Source organism: Flagellimonas flava, assembly GCF_900129665.1.
Taxonomy (GTDB): domain Bacteria; phylum Bacteroidota; class Bacteroidia; order Flavobacteriales; family Flavobacteriaceae; genus Flagellimonas; species Flagellimonas flava.
Genome location: NZ_FQWL01000002.1, coordinates 70,660 through 92,126 on the forward strand (window position 1 = coordinate 70,660; position 21,467 = coordinate 92,126).

Annotated in this window: 13 protein-coding genes and 1 tRNA gene; 6 read left to right on the forward strand and 8 right to left on the reverse strand. The window is 41.8% G+C overall.

Features of this window, described 5'->3' with window-relative positions; all coding sequences use genetic code 11:
* Positions 1-35: 35 nt before the first annotated feature.
* Positions 36-5,594 carry an alpha-2-macroglobulin family protein gene (locus BUC10_RS06195; RefSeq protein WP_073177381.1) on the forward strand — a complete coding sequence of 1,853 codons (5,559 nt, stop codon included), beginning with the start codon at positions 36-38 and terminating at the stop codon, positions 5,592-5,594.
* A 7-nt stretch (positions 5,595-5,601) separates the two neighbouring features.
* Entirely contained in the window at positions 5,602-7,983 is a 2,382-nt protein-coding gene (gene pbpC, locus BUC10_RS06200) for a penicillin-binding protein 1C (RefSeq protein WP_084732571.1), read from the forward strand.
* 3 nt (positions 7,984-7,986) lie between these two features.
* Here pbpC and der read toward each other — a convergent pair whose 3' ends face one another.
* Positions 7,987-9,288 carry a ribosome biogenesis GTPase Der gene (gene der, locus BUC10_RS06205; RefSeq protein ID WP_073177385.1) on the reverse strand — a complete coding sequence of 434 codons (1,302 nt, stop codon included), beginning with the start codon at positions 9,286-9,288 and terminating at the stop codon, positions 7,987-7,989.
* 76 nt (positions 9,289-9,364) lie between these two features.
* Here der and BUC10_RS06210 point away from each other — a divergent pair, with 76 nt between their 5' ends.
* Entirely contained in the window at positions 9,365-9,865 is a 501-nt protein-coding gene (locus BUC10_RS06210; protein WP_073177387.1) for a 6TM ABC transporter family protein, read from the forward strand.
* A gap of 32 nt (positions 9,866-9,897) precedes the next feature.
* Here BUC10_RS06210 and era read toward each other — a convergent pair whose 3' ends face one another.
* On the reverse strand, positions 9,898-10,782 hold the full coding sequence (era, locus tag BUC10_RS06215) for a GTPase Era (protein ID WP_073177389.1): 885 nt from the start codon (positions 10,780-10,782) through the stop codon (positions 9,898-9,900).
* Positions 10,769-12,136: an alanine/glycine:cation symporter family protein gene (locus BUC10_RS06220; protein ID WP_073177391.1), complete on the reverse strand. Its 1,368-nt coding sequence runs from the start codon at positions 12,134-12,136 to the stop codon at positions 10,769-10,771. The genes era and BUC10_RS06220 overlap by 14 nt, the downstream gene beginning before the upstream one ends.
* Before the next feature lie 114 nt (positions 12,137-12,250).
* On the opposite strand from BUC10_RS06220, the gene BUC10_RS06225 reads away from it, so the two are divergent.
* Positions 12,251-12,323 (forward strand) — tRNA-Met (locus tag BUC10_RS06225).
* Between the two features lie 332 nt (positions 12,324-12,655).
* On the opposite strand, the gene BUC10_RS06230 is transcribed toward BUC10_RS06225, so the two are convergent.
* Entirely contained in the window at positions 12,656-14,161 is a 1,506-nt protein-coding gene (locus BUC10_RS06230) for a sulfatase family protein (RefSeq protein ID WP_116465753.1), read from the reverse strand.
* A 558-nt stretch (positions 14,162-14,719) separates the two neighbouring features.
* Here BUC10_RS06230 and BUC10_RS06235 point away from each other — a divergent pair.
* Both BUC10_RS06235 and BUC10_RS06240 read left to right on the forward strand, forming a co-directional pair.
* Positions 14,720-15,766, forward strand: coding sequence for a LacI family DNA-binding transcriptional regulator (locus tag BUC10_RS06235; RefSeq protein ID WP_073177396.1), 1,047 nt, complete (start codon positions 14,720-14,722; stop codon positions 15,764-15,766).
* Positions 15,767-15,838: 72 nt separating this feature from the next.
* Positions 15,839-17,197, forward strand: coding sequence for a Gfo/Idh/MocA family protein (locus tag BUC10_RS06240; protein ID WP_073177398.1), 1,359 nt, complete (start codon positions 15,839-15,841; stop codon positions 17,195-17,197).
* A 44-nt stretch (positions 17,198-17,241) separates the two neighbouring features.
* On the opposite strand, the gene BUC10_RS06245 is transcribed toward BUC10_RS06240, so the two are convergent.
* Genes BUC10_RS06245 through BUC10_RS06260 form a run of 4 tightly spaced genes read right to left on the reverse strand, consistent with a single transcriptional unit; the run spans position 17,242 to position 21,441 of the window.
* Positions 17,242-18,576: a Gfo/Idh/MocA family protein gene (locus tag BUC10_RS06245; protein WP_073177400.1), complete on the reverse strand. Its 1,335-nt coding sequence runs from the start codon at positions 18,574-18,576 to the stop codon at positions 17,242-17,244.
* A gap of 27 nt (positions 18,577-18,603) precedes the next feature.
* Complete coding sequence (locus BUC10_RS06250; RefSeq protein WP_084732573.1) at positions 18,604-19,572, reverse strand: formylglycine-generating enzyme family protein; 969 nt, start codon at positions 19,570-19,572, stop codon at positions 18,604-18,606.
* A gap of 26 nt (positions 19,573-19,598) precedes the next feature.
* Positions 19,599-20,285, reverse strand: a complete 687-nt coding sequence (locus tag BUC10_RS06255) for a 3-keto-disaccharide hydrolase (RefSeq protein WP_073177405.1) — start codon at positions 20,283-20,285, stop codon at positions 19,599-19,601.
* A gap of 58 nt (positions 20,286-20,343) precedes the next feature.
* Positions 20,344-21,441: an acyltransferase family protein gene (locus BUC10_RS06260; RefSeq protein ID WP_073177407.1), complete on the reverse strand. Its 1,098-nt coding sequence runs from the start codon at positions 21,439-21,441 to the stop codon at positions 20,344-20,346.
* Positions 21,442-21,467 lie beyond the last annotated feature (26 nt).

Here is a 21,467-nt window from a genome sequence, read left to right on the forward strand (position 1 = left end):
GGTTAACGCATTGTTCAATTTAATTCCATTTCAAGATGGCTAGATTCCTTCGGTTTTTCCTAACTATCCTTTTGATCAGCAGCATTTCCTGTAAGAAAAAGACAACCTCTTCGGAAACGGATAATCTTTTCAAGTTCAAGGATTATATAAGTTACCATACCCATGGCAACCAAAGTGTGACTACCTCCATAACCATTGCCTTAGCGGAACAGTTGGAACAGTTTGAGCTTACTCAGGAACTTCCATCCGAATATCTGGAAATTTCTCCCAAGGTTTCTGGTAAGTTATCCATAGAAAATGGCAGGGAGCTCACCTTCCAGCCTTCAGAATACTTAAAAGCAGATACCGAGTATACCGTTACCTTGCACCTAAGTAAACTTTTTGAAGCCATTGAACGTGACTTTAAGACCTATACCTTCGGTTTCAAGACCATAGCCCCTAATTTCAAAATTACCCTTGGAAACCTTCAATCCTATAGCAAAGATTGGCAGTATCTTACGGGGACACTGGAAGCATCGGATGTGTTACCTGCGGCAAAAATCAACCAAGTGCTTAGGGCATCTCAGAGTGGTCAAAAAAATACCGTCGTATGGGAAAATACTTCCGAAGATTCCAAATACTTCAGCTTCAAGATAGATAGCATTGCGCGCGAAACTAATGACAGCGCATTACAGATAAGCTGGGATGGATCAGTACTGGGTATTGAAAATGAAGGCTCCGAAGACTATACCATTCCGGGATTAAACAAGTTTGTGGTGGTCAATGCCAAAACAGCTACTGCTCCCAATGCATCACTTACGTTAAACTTTTCGGAACCACTGAAAGAAAATCAGAATTTAAATGGCTTGGTGACCATTGAGGGTGCTGAAAGTTTGCGATATGAGATAAATGGCAATGTTTTAAGTGTGTATCCCTCCAACCGCATTTTGGGTGAGGTACGCATTAATGCCTTTGTCGGCATAAAAAGTGCCTATGGATTTACGTTAAAAAACAATTTTTCCGAGTGGGTTTCTTTTGAACAGTTGAAACCCAATGTAAGACTCATCTCCAAGGGCACCATTTTGCCCAATGCGACCTCCACTCCAATCTATTTTGAGACCGTAAGCCTTTCGGCAGTAGAAGTACGCGTCATCCAGGTTTTTGAAAACAATATGCTCCAATATCTCCAAAACAACAACCTAACTCCGCAATACCGCTCAGACCTTAGGCCTGTTGGCAGAAGGGTAGCTTACAAAGTGATACCGTTGACCACTGGGAGAGGGGAAAATTCCAGCTACTGGCAAGCCCATGCGTTGGACTTATCAGAGTTGATCAAGGTGAACCCTGGATCTTTGTATAGGGTGGAGTTCAGTTTCCAAAAGGAGCATACTACTTTTGGCTGTGGGGACACCGCACAGGAAGCTGGCCATGACCCTACCACAGAAATGGTAGATTTTAGCGCAGAATCACAGGAGGAACGCTATTGGGACAATGAAATATATTATTGGCGAAACTACAACTACAACTGGGAGGAACAGGACAATCCTTGTCATCAAGCTTACTATAATGAGGATCGGACTGCGTACACTCATCTTTTGGGAAGTGATTTGGGATTGATTGTGAAGAAAGGGAACAACCGCACCTATCATTTTACGACCACAGATCTACGAACGGCACAACCCGTGGGCAATGCCAAAATCAAACTATACAATTTTCAACAACAATTATTGGGCGAAGTGCTAACCGATGCCTCCGGATTTGGCATCTATGACGGCGAAAAAAACCTCGCCTTTGCAGTGGCAGAAAAAGAGAAAAACTATGCATACGCCAAACTAGCGGACGGAAATGCTCTTTCCCTAAGCAAGTTTGATGTGTCCGGTCAGGAATTGCAAAGTGGGCTACAAGGTTTTGTATATACGGAAAGAGGGGTTCATCGCCCAGGCGATACCGTACACCTGACCTTTGTCCTCGATGATCGGAACAACCCTTTACCTGAGAATCATCCCATAACCTTGGAGGTCAACGATGCACGTGGCAAACTGGTTCAACGAAGTGTTTTGACCGAGGAAAGCCTACAGGTTTCTGAGGGGCTATATGCCAAAAAAGAGGGGAAATTCTATTACTTCCCGATTCCAACCAAGGCAAATGCTCCAACAGGAAGTTGGAACGCCAAAGTTTCGGTTGGAGGAGCACAATTCCATAAAAGCTTAAAAATTGCAACCATCAAACCCAACCGTTTAAAGGTGGCCATCGACTTTGAGGATGATATTCTAACCGCCAATCAGATAAGTAAAGGCAAAGCCTTGGTGGAATGGCTGCACGGGGCTCCAGCACGAAATCTAAAGGTGGATATTAATGCAAAGCTGCAGAATTCAACTTCAGCATTTTCTGGATACGATGGTTATACTTTTTATGACCCCGTAAGGTCCTTCAATGAAATTGAAACCCCGTTCATAAATGCCAATTTGAATGAAAACGGGGTTTTGAACATCAACAAAAAAATAGATGTGAATGCCAAGGCTCCCGGCATGTTGGAAGCCATTTTCACCACCAAAGTGTTTGAGGGCGGTGGCGATTTTTCCATAGATGTATTCCGAAAAAAAGTGGCTCCTTATTCCCATTTCATTGGACTTAGGTCTCCAAAGGCAAAACAATATGGCTCGTTCCTAACAGATGATAACAACAGTTTTGATGTTGTAAGTCTAAACGCGCAAGGAAAACTCATGGGCAACAGGAAATTGAAAGTCCAAGTGTTTAAAATAGAATGGCGATGGTGGTGGAATAGAGGTTACGACAATCTATCTCGCTATGAAAATGCAACTGTACACAGACCCTATAAAGAGTTGTCGGTTACCACGGGTGCTGATGGGAAAGGAAGTTTTGACCTTAACATTCCTGATGATGATGGGGGTCGTTTCCTCATTCGTGTGTTGGATGAAGTATCGGGTCATGCTACTGGTAGGACGGCCTATTTTTATCGCAATTGGTGGCGAAGACCTGCCTCGGGAGACTCGGAAAGCTCCAAAATCCTAATTTTTTCCGCCGACAAGGATAAATATGAATTGGGCGAAGAAGCTGTAATCACTTTTCCTTCAGACAAGGGGTCGCGAGCCTTGGTAAGTGTAGAAAACGGTTCGGAAGTTCTTTCACAGCAGTGGATTGAAACCTCCACTAGAGAAACACAGGCGCGGATTCCGATTACGGAAGAAATGGCACCAAATGTCTATGTGAACATCTCATTGCTTCAACCCCATGGTCAGGTCGCTAACGATTTACCCATCAGATTGTATGGTGTTGTACCGTTGTTGGTTGAAAATCCGGCTACCTTCTTGAAACCACAACTTAAAATGCCTGAGGTCTTACAGCCTGAACAATCATTTGAGGTAACTGTTTCGGAGGCCAACAAAAAACCAATGACCTACTCCCTTGCCGTGGTTGACGACGGCCTATTGGACCTAACACGGTTTAAGACTCCAGATATACACAGTTCCTTCTATGCCCGTCAGGCGTTAGGGGTAAAAACTTTCGATATTTTCGATGATGTCATGGGCGCCTATTCAGTCAGCGTTGACAACATTTATGCCATTGGCGGTGGCGGTATTGGTGAGGGCGCAAAAAACCGAAAGGCGCAACGTTTCAAACCTGTAGTGACCTATTTGGGGCCATTTACACTCAAAGCTGGGGAAAAAGCGGACCACACGATCAAAATGCCGAATTATGTTGGCTCAGTGCGGACAATGGTGGTTGCAGGAAACCCAAAAGGTGCTTATGGCAATACCGAAAAAACAACCCCGGTACGGAAACCATTGATGGTGTTGACCTCCATCCCAAGAAAATTATCCCCTGGAGAACAAGTAACCATTCCCGTAACGATTTTTGCCATGGAAAAAAAGGTGAAGGATGTAAGGGTGGTCATTGAAACCGGAGCAGCTTTGGAACCCATTGAAGGGACCACAAAGAACATATCCTTTGATGAAGTAGGTGAGCAAATCGTAAACTTCAGTTTTAAGGTAAATCCAAGTAAAGCTTATCAGACCATCAAGGTCTCGGTTTCAGGGGCCGGCGAAAGTGCAAGCAGTGTCACCGAAGTCGATGTGGAAAATCCAAATCCCATCACAACACGGAATACACAATATGTTGTTGAGGCCAATCAATCCCAAACTGTTTCCTTTGCTCCGTTTGGAACTTCGGGCACGAACACCGCATTTATAGAATTCTCTACCCTTCCTCCTATGGATTTTTCCAAGCGTATGGACTACCTATTGCAATATCCCCATGGTTGCGTGGAACAGACCACTTCAGCCGCATTTCCACAGCTGTTTTTGGCCGATGTGCTGGACGTTACTTTCGAAAGAAAAAAAGAGGTTGAAAAAAATATCAAGGCCGCTATAAGTCGTCTTAGCGATTTTCAACTGCCCAATGGCGGGCTTAGCTACTGGCCCGGATACGGCAACACCAATGATTGGGGCACTTCGTACGCCGGACACTTTATGTTGGAAGCCAAACAAAAGGGATACCAACTACCCCTTACCTTCTTGAGCAATTGGCTGAGATACCAAAAAAATACAGCTAGGCAATGGAGCAATCAGCAAAGCAGTTACAATGATGATATGGCCCAAGCTTACCGATTATATACCTTGGCTTTGGCCCAACAACCAGAATTGGCCGCCATGAACCGTTTACGCGAGGCCAAGAATCTTAGCAACGAAGCCAAATGGAGATTGGCAGCAGCCTACGCCTTAGTCGGTAAAAAAGAAATCGCCAACAAGCTGATCCAAGTGGCCAATATTAATTTCAGACCCAACTCCTATAATTACCGAACCTATGGTTCTGTTTTCCGAAACAGAGCGATGGCTATGGAAACCATGGTAATTCTTGGGAACAGTCAACAGCGACAATTGGCCGAATCCGTCGCCAAAAACTTGTCCTCCCAAAAGTGGTACAGCACACAAGAAACCGCTTATGCCTTATTGGCCATGGCCAAAATGGTTACCAAAAACGGAGGCAAGTCCCTCGATTTGACCTTCACGCAGAACGGAAAACCTGTGAATGTCAAAACAGATAGGGCCATTGCCCAAAGACCTATTGCCATCGTTTCGGCTACCGAGGAACTACTCATAGAAAACCATCAAGGAAATAGGGTCTACGCCACCTTATCCTTAAGTGGTAAGCTACCCATTGGACAAGAACTTGAACAACAACGGAATCTTAGGCTTTCAGTCCGATATAAGGATCCGTTAGGAAACAATATTGACGTCAGCTCTTTACGCCAGGGAACTGAACTAGAAGCCCAAATCACGGTTTTTAATAGCTCAAATGACTTTATCAGTGATGTGGCACTGACCCAAATAGTTCCCAGCGGATGGGAAATTGTGGATACTTCCTATGCAGGTTTTGGACAGGATAATTCTGCGGCAATAACATACACAGATACAAGGGACGACCGCACCCATTTGTACTTTGATCTGGGTGCCAAAAAAAGTAAAACTTTCACCGTTAAACTCAATGCTTCCTTTTTGGGAAATTATTATCTGCCGGGTGCCCAAACGGAGGCTATGTACGATGGTAATTATTATGCCCGGAACAAAGGGAAGTGGATAACAGTTACCCAATAATGTCTGAATGAACATTATTAGAAATACATATAATTTCTTTAGAAACCTCGGAATTAAGTTTAAGATGGGGTTGGGTTTCTTGTTTTTAATAATAGTAGTATGGATTTTTTGTCTGCCCGAATCACTTTTTGAGGATGACACCTCCACAGTGGTAAGTAGTTCGGATGGAGCGCTGTTAGGTGCTCGAATAGCTATGGACGGGCAGTGGCGATTTCCAGAGTTGGATTCCGTACCCTTTCGCTTTAAGCAGTGCGTTTTACTTTTTGAAGACGAATACTTTTATCAGCATCCCGGATTCAATCCCATTTCAATTGGGAAAGCCATCAAACATAATCTCACCAAAGCCACACGAAGGGGAGGGAGTACCATAACCCAGCAAGTGATTCGATTGAGCCGAAAAAACAAATCCAGAACCTATTGGGAAAAGGGAATTGAACTATTTCTGGCAACGCGACTTGAGTTTAGGCATTCCAAAGATGAAATTTTACGGCTTTATGCAAGCCACACCCCGTATGGGGGCAATGTTGTGGGATTGGAAACAGCCTCTTGGCGCTATTTTGGGATTCCTGCCCATGAACTAAGTTGGGGCCAATCCGCCTCCTTGGCAGTTCTGCCAAATGCCCCTTCTTTGATTTTCCCAGGAAGGAACGACCACGCCTTAAAAAATAAACGCAACAGGCTGCTTCGGAAACTTCGAACAAAAAACATCATAGACCAGGACACCTATGAATTGGCTGTACTGGAGCCCTTACCCCAAAAACCTATTCCCCTTCCCAATATTGCGTCCCATCTTGTTGAACGTGCTCAAAAGGAGCACCCTGGAAAACATGTCAAAACCTCAGTGGATCGAGATTTGCAATTGCAGGCCAACCAGATCGCAAAACAACATTATCATCGATTAAAAAGCAATGCCATCCATAACCTGGCCATTCTAGTATTGGATGTGGAAACACGAAAAGTCTTGGCTTATGTGGGCAATTCACCAGCTTCCGAAGAACATGGCAATCATGTGGATATTATCACAAAAAATCGAAGTACGGGCAGTACGTTAAAGCCATTTTTGTTTTCTGCTCTTTTGCACGAAGGACAGTTGTTGCCCAACAGTTTGGTTACGGATGTACCCACTGTGATCAATGGTTATCATCCCAAAAATTTCAACAAAAAACATGTAGGAGCGGTTCCTGCAAGTAGGGCACTTTCCCGTTCCCTAAATGTCCCCGCTGTTAGGCTTTTGCGTCAATTTGGACTTCAGAAATTCTATAACAAGCTTCAAAAAATGCGCATGGAATCCATCCACAAACCTGCCTCCCATTATGGTTTGGCACTTATTTTAGGAGGGGCTGAAAGCTCTTTATGGGACATCACCAAGACATATGCCTCCACCGCTTCCACCCTAAACTATTTTGTGAACCATTCCAGTACATATAGAACAAACGAATTTACCGAACCTACCTATCTGCTTCAAAAAGAACTAGATTTTGGTAAAGATCAGTTTGAGCCACCCGCATTAAACGCGGGTTCCATCTACCATACTTTTAAATCACTCCGGGAAGTCAATCGTCCTGAGGGAGATGAAAATTGGGAGTTTTTTGATGCTGCGCAACCCATAGCTTGGAAGACAGGGACAAGTTTTGGTTTCAAGGATGCCTGGGCTGTAGGGGTTACCCCAAAATATGCCATAGGCGTTTGGGCCGGTAACGCCGATGGGGAGGGCAGACCCGGTTTGGTAGGCATTTCAGCTGCTGCACCAATCCTATTTGATGTACTTGCTACCTTACCACAAAGTTCTTGGTTCATGGAACCCTTTGATGACCTGGTCACCTTGGAGATTTGCACCAAAAGTGGCCATAGAGCCTCAGTATTTTGTGACGATACCAGAGAAGAACAAATGCCCGAAAACGGAATCAAAAGTGCTACCTGTCCTTACCACCATAAAGTTTTCTTGGATGCACAAGAATCATATCAAGTGAATTCGGCATGCTATCCATTGGAGGACATGGTGGAAAAAAGTTGGTTCAGTTTACCGCCAATGATAGAATACTATTATACTGCTTCCAATCCCAATTATAAGACCTTACCTCCCTACCTAACGGGATGCTCAGGCAGACAGGATGAGTTGATGCAGTTTATCCACCCCCACCTTCATGAAGAAATCCTAATTCCAAAGGATATTGGTAAAAGCCACAAGGATGTTGTGTTCAAACTGGCGCACCAGCAAGCAGAGAGTACGGTTCACTGGTATTTGAACGAGACCTATTTGAGTAGCACCTCCAATTTTCATGAGCTCATTCTTCCCATGGAACCTGGGGATTATACCCTGACAGTAGTTGACCAAGAAGGCAATAGTCTAAAGCAGCCTGTTTCCGTTGCCACGGCCTCAGGTAACTAAAATCTACTTTTTACGCATGAAAATGGTAATGGGAACGCCGCTAAAATCAAAATGCTCTCTAAGTTTATTTTCCAAAAAACGCTTGTAAGGGTCTCTCACATACTGCGGAAGGTTACAGAAAAAAGCAAATTGGGGATAAGGTGTTGGGAGCTGGGTACAAAATTTGATTTTTACGTATTTCCCTTTGTATGCAGGAGGTGGTGTATGCTCAATTATCGGCAGCATAATATCGTTCAACTTGCGGGTGACCACCTTTTTTGAGCGGTTCTTGTATACTTCTACAGCGGTCTCGATGGCCTTAAAAATACGCTGCTTGGTCAGCACTGAAATAAAAAGAATGGGTACATCGTCAAATGGTGCTATCACCTCTTTGATTTTAGCGGTGTAATCACGAACGGAATTGGTCTCTTTTTCCACCAAGTCCCATTTATTGACCAAAATCACAATTCCTTTATTATTTCGCTGGGCCAACCAAAAAATGTTCTGTACCTGGCCATCAAAGCCCCGGGTCGCATCTAAAAGTAAGATGCAGACATCCGCATGTTCAATAGCCCTTACGGAACGCATTACGGAGTAAAACTCCAAATCTTCCTTTACTTTGGCCTTTCTTCTGATCCCGGCGGTATCCACCAAGTTGAACTCGAATCCAAATCGATTGTATTTGGTATCGATACTGTCCCTAGTGGTACCCGCGATATCGGTTACGATATATCGTTCTTCCCCGATCAAGGCGTTTATAAAGGAAGACTTTCCTGCGTTGGGTCGTCCCACCACGGCAAACCTTGGAAGTTCACTTTCCTCTTCTTCCGCATCGGGCAACACCTTGACCAAGGCATCCAACAAATCACCCGTTCCGCTTCCGTTTATGCTCGAAAGTGTATAATAATTACCCAATCCCAGCGCATAAAATTCCACTGCATCCGCCTCACGTTGGGCATTGTCAACTTTGTTTACGGCCAAAAAAACGGGCTTGTCCACTTTTCGTAAAAGTTTGGACACATCCTCATCCATACCCGTTACGCCCGATTCAACATCCACCATAAAGATAATGGCATCTGCCTCATCGATGGCCAATTCCACTTGTTTGTCTATTTCCTGCTCAAAAACGTCATCACTTCCCACTACATATCCACCCGTGTCAATCAATGAAAATTCCTTTCCGTTCCAATCGCTTTTTCCATAATGCCTATCCCGGGTAACCCCACTTACGGCATCTACAATGGCTTCCCTACGTTGAATCAATCGGTTAAAAAAGGTGGACTTCCCCACGTTTGGTCTCCCTACAATGGCTACAATAGCTCCCATCCGCTCAAAATTTTGGCAAAAATACCACTATTTATGAAGAAAAAATGATACCTTTTTTAATCAATGTCAGCAACTTATGAGTGACTTCACCAATGAAATTGTTTTGCGGCCCCGTTTTGAAATTTCTTTTAAGGAGGATTTGGAGCGTGTACAGTCCATTTTTGAGGGCTCGGTTCCTGATCCTTTTCTGGTGAAACGACTTGATGAGCATATTTACATTCGTTTTAAAAAGTCCCAAACCAACTTTTGGACCCCCCAATTACATCTGGAACTCACATCTTTCGAGGAAGGGATCAGTAAAATACATGGCGTCTTTGGGCCAAACCCAACCCTTTGGACTTTTTTTATGTTTCTCCATTTTGGCGTGGGCACCCTATTTATAATTTTGGGAGTGTTTGCCTATTCCAACTATTCGCTTGGGCATGATGTCACCTTTTGGTTGGTAGGCATGTTTTTTCTGGTAGTCATCTGGTTTACCCTTTATGCCTTTGGAAGGTTGGGAAGAGCAAAAGGTCAGCCACAGACAGACCAACTTAAATCCTATGTAAGGGAGTTGATCGCAGGACTTCGGCGGTAATTATTATTCTGCCTGATGGTTTTCAAAATATTTTAACCATTGTACCCAAATCGTTTGAGTTGGGAAGTGTTACTTCGCCAGTTTTTGTTAACCTTTACATAGAGCTCTATGTGAACCTGTTTGTCGAAGAACTTTTCTAGATCTTTTCGGGCTTCCACACCTACTCGTTTTAAAGCGCTTCCCTTGTGACCGATAATAATTCCTTTTTGGGTATCTCGCTCTACCATGATCACTGATCGAATTCTGATGATATCTTCATCCTCGATAAATTCTTCAGTTTCCACCTCAACCGCATAGGGAATCTCCTTTTTGTAATACATCAAGATTTTCTCCCGAAGGGTTTCGTTCACAAAAAAGCGTTCCGGTTTATCGGTTAGCTGATCTTTAGGGTAATAGGGAGGTGCTTCGGGAAGCAGTTCCAAAATTCGTTCAAAGACCTCCTTAACGTTGAAGTTTTCCAAGGCCGAAATAGGGTGGATTTCCGCTTTGGGCAACAAGCCTTGCCAGTGTTGCATCTGTTCTTCCAACACCTCTTGTTCCGAAGTATCTATTTTGTTCAAAAGCAACAATACCGGGATCTCGCTATTTTCTATTTTTTTGAAGAAAGCCTCATCTTTTAAAGCCTTCTCACCAATTTCCACCATATAGAGCAAAACATCGGCATCCTCAAAGGCGGATTTCACAAAATCCATCATAGACGTCTGAAGCTCATAAGCAGGTTTAATAATTCCCGGAGTATCTGAAAGAATTACCTGAAAATCATCCCCATTCACGATACCCAAAATACGATGCCGAGTGGTCTGCGCTTTTGAAGTGATAATGGAAAGTTTTTCACCCACAAAGGCATTCATCAAGGTGGACTTCCCAACGTTTGGATTCCCAATAATATTTACAAACCCTGCTTTATGCTTTTTCATGCTTCAATTTTGAAAAGTATCTTTTGGCTGCCTCATTTACTTTCGGTGCCAAAAAGAGCACAGCTATCATATTAGGTATCACCATCAATGCATAGGCCAAATCTATAAGGTTGATGACCAAATCGACAGATGCCACAGCTGCAAAAACAATAGTTGCCACAAAATACCAATTGTAGTATTTCCCAATTTTAGCATTGGTCAAAAATGAAAGACATTTCACCCCGTAATAGGAGTATGTAAACAGTGTCGACAATGCAAATGCCGAAACAATTACCATCAGCAATACATCACCATACCCGAACAGTGTTTTTTTAAAGGCGATCAGGGTCATCAATATCCCGTTACTTTCAGCCTCCAAATATGCTCCGCTCAAAATTATTACAATAGCAGTCAATGTGCATACAACAATGGTGTCAATAAAAGGCCCCAACATCGCTACAAGACCTTCTTGGACCGGCTCATCGGTTTTGGATTGCCCGTGGTACATGGGCGCACTTCCCAAACCTGCTTCATTTGAAAACATAGCGCGGCGTACTCCCAAAATCACTAATCCCCAAAAACCGCCTTTGACCATGGTATCAAGGTTGAACGCCTCCGTGATAATTAGTTTTAAAGAAGGAATAACATCGGCTGCGTTGTTCACCATGACCACCAAAACGGCCAAAAAATAAACCAACACCATAAAGGGCACAATTGCCGAAGCCACTTTTGCTATTTTCTTTAATCCGCCGAAAATGACAAATGAAGTAATAACAGCCAGAGTAATTCCAATAATCAGCTTCCAATTAAAATCCCCTAAAAGCGCCAAACTTTCATCTGGATCAACCACATTCATGAAGGTTTGGGTAAATTGGTTGGCCGTAAAAACACCTAAAAAACCAAAAAGTCCGGCTATACAGAAAAATGTGGCCAGCGGTTTCGCTTTTTTGCCCATGCCCTGGGTAATATAAAACATGGGGCCCCCTTGAAGTTTTCCTTCTGAATCATTTCCCCGGAACATTATGGAAAGGCTACAGGAATAAAATTTAATGCACATTCCAATAAGTGCAGTAATCCAAATCCAAAATACAACACCGGGACCACCCATATATATAGCAATCGCAACTCCAGAGATATTCCCAAGCCCTACCGTAGCTGCTACAGCCGCCGACAATGCCTGAAGGTGGCTCACATCCCCTTTTGCACCTTCTGTATCGTGTTTTCCGGCGGTAATGGCGATGGCATGGCCAAAATACCTATATGGTAAAAATTTGGATTGAAAAACCAGGAACAGCCCTCCCCCAATCAGAAGAATAAGCATGACCCATTCGGTATAGGGCAACATGGCCGATAGAAAATCGTTAACAGCTTCCATAAAGTAAAAATCCGAATTTATGGATTTTAAGTTGGACTGGCCCAAAAGGATTTACCGAATGTTGGTCATAATTTGGAAATAATGAAAAAACCGTCGTATATTTGCCGTCCACATCGCGGGATAGAGCAGTAGGTAGCTCGTCGGGCTCATAACCCGAAGGTCACAGGTTCGAGTCCTGTTCCCGCTACAAGGACAACCCATTGAATATGAAGCTCATAAAGCTGATATCAATGGGTTTTTTTATTGCCAAATTGCGTTCCGAGTACGCTTCCGAATAATCTAATAATGATAAAGCAGGATGTAAATAGCATTTTAGAAAAAAAGTCGGTCAACAGATTTTGTAAAGTTGTTTCAAAACTTATAAAACCTCGGATTCCTAGCTGCCGCTAGAACTGGCCGTGGTCACGAATAAATAGTTCAATTCGAAAAAATACCAAGCTTGCTTGAGCGTTTTTATTTGGGCCATTTTCTTGCTAGAACCCTTCTAATTTGAAATCGTATCTCGATTAATCATGACAACTAGTCATCAACCCTAATCAATTCGGCGGACGCACTCTTTAAGGAAACTAAAGAACCCTCAAGGTTGGGGTATTTCTTTCTTAAAGCATCATATTCAGGGTTCACTGCATGCTGCCCCCAGATGCCCAACATCAATTTCAAATTCCCTTCGTCTTCTGGATACTGCCCTTTATCATCGGTCTCATGAATCCAATCATTCAAAACAGTGGAATACTCCTTCAACACTTCGGCATATTTAGTTTCTTTTGAAAGATTATTCAATTCAAAAGGGTCGCTTGGTAAATGATATAATTCCTCTTCTGGTCGTTCATCCGACATAAATCTGTCTTGTATTGAATCTAATTTTTTGTCAGCATGCAGTTGATGCATCACCTTTACAAATTCAATGTCATCAAAATCCATGTAGGTAGGCTGTGTATATGGCCTGTCGGTTTTAAAATTTCGAATGTATTTATACGTTTTTGAGCGTACGGAACGAATCCTGTCAATAGTAAAATCGCAACGATCTCTAGTGGAGATAACGTAGTTTCTTTTATATGCATCATCGAACATGTTCTGACCTTCCATATAACTTGGAATATCAATCCCAGCTAGAGCCAAAGACCCTGTACCAATGTCCAATCCGCTTATTAAATTGTCGTTTATGGTGCTAGGTTCCAACCTATCAATACGTTTGGTGAAATCGGCAATGATTAAGGGAACCTGCAACCCTCCATCATATAAGAATTGTTTGTTTCTTGTCATTCTCATTCCATGGTCTGAAAAAAAGAACACCACGGTGTTTTCCAACAAATCATTATCTCTTAAGGCCTTAATTATCTCTCCGATTTTTTCATCCGTAATTTGAATGGCATCGAGGTGATTGGCATACTCTTCAACAATTACGGGATGGTTAGGCAGGTATGGCGGCAGTACTATCTTCGAGCGGTCAACAGGAGTCTTTATTGTATTCTTAAATGTACTGGAAAAAATTTCCTTCCCTCCTTTTAACTGTATTTGACCAAAGAAGGGTTGTAGATTTTTAAGCGTATCCAAATTTACATGTACTCCGCTTTTTCCATATAATGGATGCAACTTATAGTCCTGCGCGTATAAATTCCGCCTATCGTACATAAAGTTATAGTCATCCTTACCGTTGTTAAAAGTGAAATAACCTGCATGCTTAAAAAGTTCCGGAATCGTTTTTAAACTATCTGGTAAATAGATAGCGGATTCTTCTGTTCTAGAACTATGATGATTGTGAGTACCGGTAGTGGTTGACATCACTCCTGTAATTATACTGGAACGACTGGCTGAGCATACCGGCGCAGGCATAAAAACATTAGTATATACGACACCTTGCTTTGCAAGACTATCAATATTTGGGGTTGAAATAAGGGTTGTACCATAAGCACCTAACAAGGGAGCGGTATCCTCAAGGAAAATCCATAAAATATTAGGTGAGGGGTCAGGTTCTTTTGGTTGCTTTTGTTGAATGCAGGAAATACACAGTATGGTTAACAGCATTACTGGCAGGAATCTAATATACCACCTATTATTAGCTTTCATCATCATTATTTTAATCGATTGCTTTAAAATAATAAACACCTTCTGATAATTCCATACTACCTTTTTTAATTTCTGAACCAAGGCAATTCAGTATGATTTACCCAATCCTTTTTTGACCCTCCGCTTATCGTCACCACTATTCTGGTTGATGTTTTGGAATTGGTAATACCAATAAGCCGTGTTTCATTAATATTTGGCCTACAGATAACAAACTCTCGAGTTTTTTTTGTAGCCGTTACTGTAGTCTGGTGACTTATGACTCTGGATTCCGAGTAATTTCAAATAGTCCTGATGACCCTCAAAAAGGCAGATTCAATTTGCTGCCATCGAAATATTTTTACTAAAAACACATACAGATTAAAAAATGTACAGATTGCGGATACAACAACTAATATTCCAATGATTGGATACAAAAACCAAGACAAATATATCAAAACTATGTTATCGTACACGCGTATTTGTGTTATCGTACACATTTTTTAATTTTTATACTACCTTTTTACTATTTTTGACTTCATGAGAGCCAAGCACACCATCAAAGATATTGCAGAAAAAGCAGGGGTGTCAATAGGAACTGTAGATAGAGTGTTACATGAAAGGGGTAGGGTTTCCAAGGCTTCCGAGAGAAAAATAGTGGCCGCTATAAAGGAGCTCGACTACAAACCTAACCCCATTGCACAAACTCTTAAAAATGGTATTGTCCATAAAATAGGCGTCTTACTTCCCAATCCTGACCTAGATTCTTTTTGGCGCCCTTGTGAGGAAGGAATCCAAGAAGTAATTTCAGAGTATAGCGCTTTTACCATAGATGTGGTTCTCTATTATTTCAACCCTTTCAAATCCAAGTCGTTTCTACAGTTGGGACATAAGGCTTATCGAGATGGAGTACATGCATTGTTCTTTGTCCCGCTCTTTGATCGTGAAACAAATAGTATTCTTGAGAAGTTTGACGATGCGGATGTGCTTTTAGCTACTTTTAATAGTCCCCTACTCAATACTATTGACCTCTATGTAGGGCAGGATTTAGTTCTCAGTGGGAGGACCGCCGCAAGACTTCTTCATATGTCCAGCCCAGATAAAGGTAAGTTTGCCATTGTGCATATTAATGAATCCTTTGAGAATGCAGGACATATGCGCAAAAAAGAGCAAGGGTTTATCTCGTACTGCATTGAGAACGGATTGAATGCCCCATTAACAATTACCTTAATGGCCGAGGAGTTTAAAACAAAGCTGGTTTCGTTTTTGGAAATGCACCAAGATCTCCAGGGCATTTTTGTAACAACTTCAAAAGCACATGAAGTTGCCAAGGTTTTGGATTCAATAAATCAAGAAAAAATTATCCTAATTGGTTACGATTTACTTGATGAAAATTTGGAATACCTGCAAAAAGGAACAATTGATTTTTTAATTCATCAAGACCCGAAAACGCAAGCGTCATTAGGGCTACGATATGTAATTGAAAACCTATTGTTCAAAAAGGAATTTCCTAAGGAAAAGCTGTTACCCATTGGTATTATCAACTCTGAAAATGCCAAAAGCTATATAGCACAGGCATCAGTCTAATAAAGATCGGATTTTTAATAGAAAAACACTTTAGCGTATACTGAATTAACAATCTAAAAACATCAATAAGCCATGAATTCAAGAAGAAAGTTTATAAAAAGTAGTTCCATTTTAGGAGCAGGGGCTATTCTCGCCCCGAATATTGCTTCAGGTTTCGTATCCAACACGTTTGAAGATACGTTGAAGGTTGGTTTTATTGGTGTTGGTTTAAGGGGTACAAACCATCTAACCAATATCTTATTAAGAAAAGATGTGGAGGTAACCGCCATATGTGATATCGACCCAGCCAGAATCAATTTGGCTAAGGAAATGATTAAAACTGCAGGTGGCAAATCACCTCAAATTTTTGGAAAAAATGACTATGATTATCGAAATCTATTGGAATTAGAAGATGTGGATGCCGTAATCATTTCTACTCCTTGGTTGTGGCATGTTCGTATGACCGTTGATGCGATGAAAGCTGGAAAGTATGCAGGTGTGGAAGTATCCGCAGCAAATACGTTGGAAGAATGCTGGGATTTAGTAAACACACATGAGCAAACGGGCACCCACATGATGATTCTGGAAAATGTGAACTATAGAAGGGATGTAATGGCTGTTCTCAATATGGTAAAACAGAACATTTTCGGTGAAACAGTTCATTTTAGATGTGGTTACCAACACGATCTGAGGGAGGTCAAATTCAACAATGGCCAACAACCTTACGGCGGTGGTGTAGAGTTTGGTGAGAAAGCTATTTCCGAAGCAAAATGGAGAACGGAGCATTCTGTAAAACGCAATGGGGATGTGTATCCTACCCATGGTTTGGGACCCATAGCGGCTATGGCCGATATCAACAGGGGGAATCGATTTGTTTCCATGAGTTCATACGCTTCAAAAGCGATTGGATTGCACAATTACGTGGTAAAACACGGTGGGGAAAGTCATCCAAATGCCAAGGTGAAATTTAAACAGGGTGATGTAATCACTTCAACCCTTGAAACGGCCAGAGGAGAGACAATCATAATCACCCATGATTGTAATTTGCCACGTCCCTATTCCCTAGGGTTCCGAGTGCAAGGCGCAAATGGACTATGGGAGGTAGATGGAAATAGAATTTATGTGGAAGGTAAATCGGAACCCCATACATGGGATGAAGCCACCTCATGGCTAAAAGAATATGACCATCCTTTATGGAAAAAATATGGAACATATGCCGAAGGTTCTGGACATGGGGGTATGGACTTTTTTGTAATGAATGCCTTTGTGGAATCTGCCAAGCAAAATATTGCCCCACCTATGGATGCTTATGATGCCGCTGCTTGGAGTGCGGTAACACCTTTGTCCGAAGTGTCTATTGAAAACAATGGAGAACCTCAGAATTTTCCTGATTTTACCAGAGGGCTATGGATAAAGAGAAAGCCCTATAATTGGATGAAGGATAGTTTTTAAACTACCCTTCAATCAAGATTTTATATTGGTACTGCCCTAACAATTTACAGTACAATGGATTTTCCAGGCATCGGAATAGGATAAGAACCATCTTCATTAGGCATTACTGGCGGATTTGCATCCCATGAAAGCTCTTCTGGCACCAAACTTAACTCTGATTTCATCGCTTCTTCCCAAGTAATCACTTTTCCACTGTAAGTGGCCATTCTCCCCAAAATGGCAGTCATTGTACTCTTAGCTCCATACTCTCCATTGTTGATGACTTCATTATTTCTAATAGAAGCAAAAAGTCTGTTATGCTCTTCTTGATAAGGGTTGTGCCCTTCACTATTTGAAATCGAGTGTAGTTCCTTTCCGTTGATATCGTAAATCTTGGCGGTACCTGCATCATTGGTCACAACAGTTCCTTTAGTACCCTGAAATGCTTCACCTACTCTATTCATGGTGTTAGGTTGATGCCTGCACTGGCTAGCCACAACAGCACCACTTGGATACGTAAATTCGACAAAATGATGGTCGAAAATTTCCCCATACTCCTTGCCTGTACGAACCAGTCTACCACCCATGCCCTGAGCTGAAACTGGATACTCCCCAATAAACCAATTGGCCACATCAATATTGTGAATGTGCTGCTCTAAAATATGGTCTCCGCATAACCAATTAAAATAATACCAATTGCGCATTTGGTATTCCATTTCGGTATATTCCGGTTTTCTGGGTTTCACCCAAACTCCTGCACTATTCCAATAGACCTGACCTGAAACAATCTTGCCTATTGTATCATTTTTAAGCAAGTCCAATGTCTCTATATAGTTTTCTTGATAGTGGCGCTGTAACCCAACTACAACATTCAATTTCTTCGACTTTGCCACCTCAGCCATTTCCAAAACTTTCCGAATACCAGGAACATCGGTTGCCAAGGGCTTTTCCATGAATACATGCTTATCATTTTCAATAGCATATGCAAAATGCTGTGGTCTAAAACCAGGTGGGGTGGCCAAAATGACCACATCGGCCAAATCAATTGCTTTTTTATAGGCATCAAAACCAACAAAACGATTTTTCTCTTTCACTTTAATCTTCCCCGTTCCCGCATATTTCTCGCTCAAATTATTCAAGCTGCTTGTAAGTCTATCCTCAAAAGCATCTGCCATGGCCACCAGTTCAACGTTATCATCGGCTTGTAGTGCTTGATCAGCCGCACCGGAACCACGGCCACCGCAACCGATCAATGCCAATTTCAAGGTTTTGTTTTCAAATACATTGGCCATCGCTCCAACATCCAATGTGGGCAATAGCATCCCTGCCGATAAGAGGGTAGTGTTTTTAACAAAATCCCTTCTTGTGTTTTGTCTTTTTAATGTTTTGTCTTTTTTCATCTTCTTAATGTTTTCAAATTAGTATCGTTATTCTCCAAGCCAGTAACTATGCTGTGCTTCTATGTTCGGTGTCTCATACGGTCGTACGATTCTAAAACCCACAAACGGAGCATCTGTATGCCACCATTTGCTTTTTGGAAACTGGGGGTCTCGTTGTTTCCAAACGGGTTTAGAAAATGTTCTTGATGCGCTACGGAGCATTTCCGAACCATCTTTGTATGACCCTCCCCGAACTACCGCGGGATATTCTTTTTCAACTCGAATAAAAGCAGTGGTACTTTCAGCATAGGTATTGACATCATATTGATCCAATGTCCATTCCGCCACATTGCCATACATATCATAGAGTCCCCAAGGGTTCGGTTTTTTTTGACCAACTTCATGATAGGTTTCTCCACTATTATCCGAAAACCAAGCGTATTCTTCCAATGTATCATTTCCATCAAAAAAATGAGCATCCTCAGAATTGGCCCTTGCAGCATACTCCCACTCCGCTTCTGTGGGCAATCGATAAAAATTCCCTGTAATCGCTGAAAGCCACTCACAAAATTTTGAAGCCCCTAATTGTGTTACATTACCAATGGGAAGGTTTTCTCCAGTACCCATCCCTAAGCTCATATCCACATAGGGTATTGTTGCGCCGGCCACCGCATCTACTTTTTGTACTACTTCATTTCCTTTATCAATAAACTCAGCTTTATCCAATTCGCGTTGCAAAAAGAGATTATAGAGTTGCCAAGTGATTTCATAGCTGGACATCCAAAACCCTTCAATGTCCATTTTTCGTTGTGGCCCTTCATCCTCATCTCTTCCTTTCTCACTGTTGGGGCTTCCCATAATGAAAGAACCACTGGGAATAGCAACCATATTGATTTCTAGTGAAGTACTAGGTAATTCCTGTATATAACCTTGTTTTTGCTGGGCGTATATTGAGGCCATATGCGCTATGAACAGAGCCGATAGGAAAAAGAATTTTTGCGATTTTAAAATAATCATTGGTTGATTTTAGTATAAGCAATTAATTATTTCGATAGCGCAACTATCGACGTAATGTTTATTTTACGAAATTCCACTTCCGAGCCTTCTGCTTGTAGCGCTATTTGACCACTAGTGACCGTGGCATTAAATCCATGGTTGACAAGGTCCCCGTTTACCCACACTTTTATTTCATCTTTTAGGCATTCGATAATCATAGTGTTCCATTCTTTTAAGGGTTTTTCAGACCCATCGGTAAGGTTAACAATTCTCCGATTTTTACCTTCCGTAATCCCCCATTCCGATTTTGGTCCTCGCCGTTCTACCATATTGTCCACTTCAATATCCTCAACAATGACCCAAAAATCGCCAGCATCCTCATGTTGCATTTGTACTTCTATGGACTTCGGAAACATTTTATACAGAGCTCTTGGAGTTGATGCATGTGCCAAAACTCCACAGTTTCCTGGTTCTCCAGGAAAACGATACTCCACTTCCAATCTATAATCTTTGTAAATGTCATCCGTGATTAGATGACCTCTTGGGGTACCCAAGCTCACCAACATCCCATCTCTAATGATAAATGGGTTTATGGTATTTGGAATAGTGTCCATTTCAGGAACATCAACGTGCCAACCACTTAAATCCTTTCCATTAAAAAGACTTGATGATGTTTCCTCTTTGCAGGAGGAAAACATTAGGGATGTACATAGAACTGCTATAAAATACTTCATTTAAATAGGTTTTAATTTTTCTTAATCGTGTGTGAATATGCCCCAGAATACGCTTCCACTACACTTTAAAATAGACCTTCTTTTTATCCAGGAAATAGGTCAGGTACCAAAAAATCAAAAGCACAAAAAGTGAATTGATAACCATGATGCCATGTTCCCCCATTCCCAAAGGATGAAGAATTCCGTGCGTAAAAATCTTGCCAAAACCTCTAAACCATTGTATGCCTACGGTTTCCGCCAATAGATATATAAAAATGGAATTAGTGCCCACTACAGAGAAAAACTGCATCCATTTTTTTGCATTTCCCTTCATATCAATGTACCAGTAAAACAGGGCAAGCACCAAAACAGCTATTCCGCCTGAAAGTAGGGTAAATGAGGTAGTGGCCAATCTTTTTATAACAGGAGTAATGTTCAAAACATCCAATACTATTCCTAACGCTATGGCAATGCTTCCCCAAAGCACAAATGCTTTTAATTTTTGTGTGCCTTCATCTTTATTTAAAAGAAGTCGGCCGCAAACCACACCCCAAATGGTATGTGCCGCTGTTGGAATAAAATTGATGGTCACCCAACCATCACCGTTGATTTTTCCCATAAAAATGTGATCCATAAAAGAGCCAAAACTAGCTCCATTGTTAAAGGGAGCTGCGGGGTCATAAAAACGGTAAAGTAATTCGGTAAGAGCCAAAAGGCCTATTGAAATTAGTATTTGGTTTCGATTTGATAAATTCATAATTGCATAAGCAATTAGTATCGTAAATGCGAGTTGCACCAGTACATTCCAAAGCTCCCAAACCAATGCATGACTGTACACACAATGTAGCAACACCCCAAATGCAAATAATAGGAAACAACGTTGAAGAATATGACGTGTTACAGCCTTTTTAGTACCTGTTTTCAAACGCTTTCCTATAGAGAATGGCATGGCCACTCCCACTATAAACATGAAAAAGGGTTGAATTAAGTCCCAAAAACGAAATCCATGCCAAGGATGATGGTGCAATTGCTCCCCTAAACCAGAAAAAAACGGAATATCCTTGACCAAATCGTAAAAAGAATGATGGAACCCAGCTGCCTCTGCAATCAGCAAGAACATGGTCATTCCTCGAAACACGTCCAAGGAAAATAAACGTTTTGAGGATGTGTCTTTCATAATTAAGAATTTTATGGGTTGGTTTA

Excerpts from the sequence above, each read along its gene's own strand:
- era (WP_073177389.1), bottom strand. The coding sequence starts at position 10,782 with ATGAAAAAGCATAAAGCAGGGTTTGTAAATATTATTGGGAATCCAAAC.
- BUC10_RS06245 (WP_073177400.1), bottom strand. The coding sequence starts at position 18,576 with ATGAAAAAAGACAAAACATTAAAAAGACAAAACACAAGAAGGGATTTT.
- BUC10_RS06195 (WP_073177381.1), top strand. The coding sequence starts at position 36 with ATGGCTAGATTCCTTCGGTTTTTCCTAACTATCCTTTTGATCAGCAGC.
- BUC10_RS06210 (WP_073177387.1), top strand. The coding sequence starts at position 9,365 with ATGAGTGACTTCACCAATGAAATTGTTTTGCGGCCCCGTTTTGAAATT.
- BUC10_RS06235 (WP_073177396.1), top strand. The coding sequence starts at position 14,720 with ATGAGAGCCAAGCACACCATCAAAGATATTGCAGAAAAAGCAGGGGTG.
- BUC10_RS06220 (WP_073177391.1), bottom strand. The coding sequence starts at position 12,136 with ATGGAAGCTGTTAACGATTTTCTATCGGCCATGTTGCCCTATACCGAA.
- pbpC (WP_084732571.1), top strand. The coding sequence starts at position 5,602 with ATGAACATTATTAGAAATACATATAATTTCTTTAGAAACCTCGGAATT.
- BUC10_RS06240 (WP_073177398.1), top strand. The coding sequence starts at position 15,839 with ATGAATTCAAGAAGAAAGTTTATAAAAAGTAGTTCCATTTTAGGAGCA.
- BUC10_RS06260 (WP_073177407.1), bottom strand. The coding sequence starts at position 21,441 with ATGAAAGACACATCCTCAAAACGTTTATTTTCCTTGGACGTGTTTCGA.
- BUC10_RS06255 (WP_073177405.1), bottom strand. The coding sequence starts at position 20,285 with ATGAAGTATTTTATAGCAGTTCTATGTACATCCCTAATGTTTTCCTCC.
- BUC10_RS06230 (WP_116465753.1), bottom strand. The coding sequence starts at position 14,161 with ATGCTGTTAACCATACTGTGTATTTCCTGCATTCAACAAAAGCAACCA.
- BUC10_RS06250 (WP_084732573.1), bottom strand. The coding sequence starts at position 19,572 with ATGATTATTTTAAAATCGCAAAAATTCTTTTTCCTATCGGCTCTGTTC.
- der (WP_073177385.1), bottom strand. The coding sequence starts at position 9,288 with ATGGGAGCTATTGTAGCCATTGTAGGGAGACCAAACGTGGGGAAGTCC.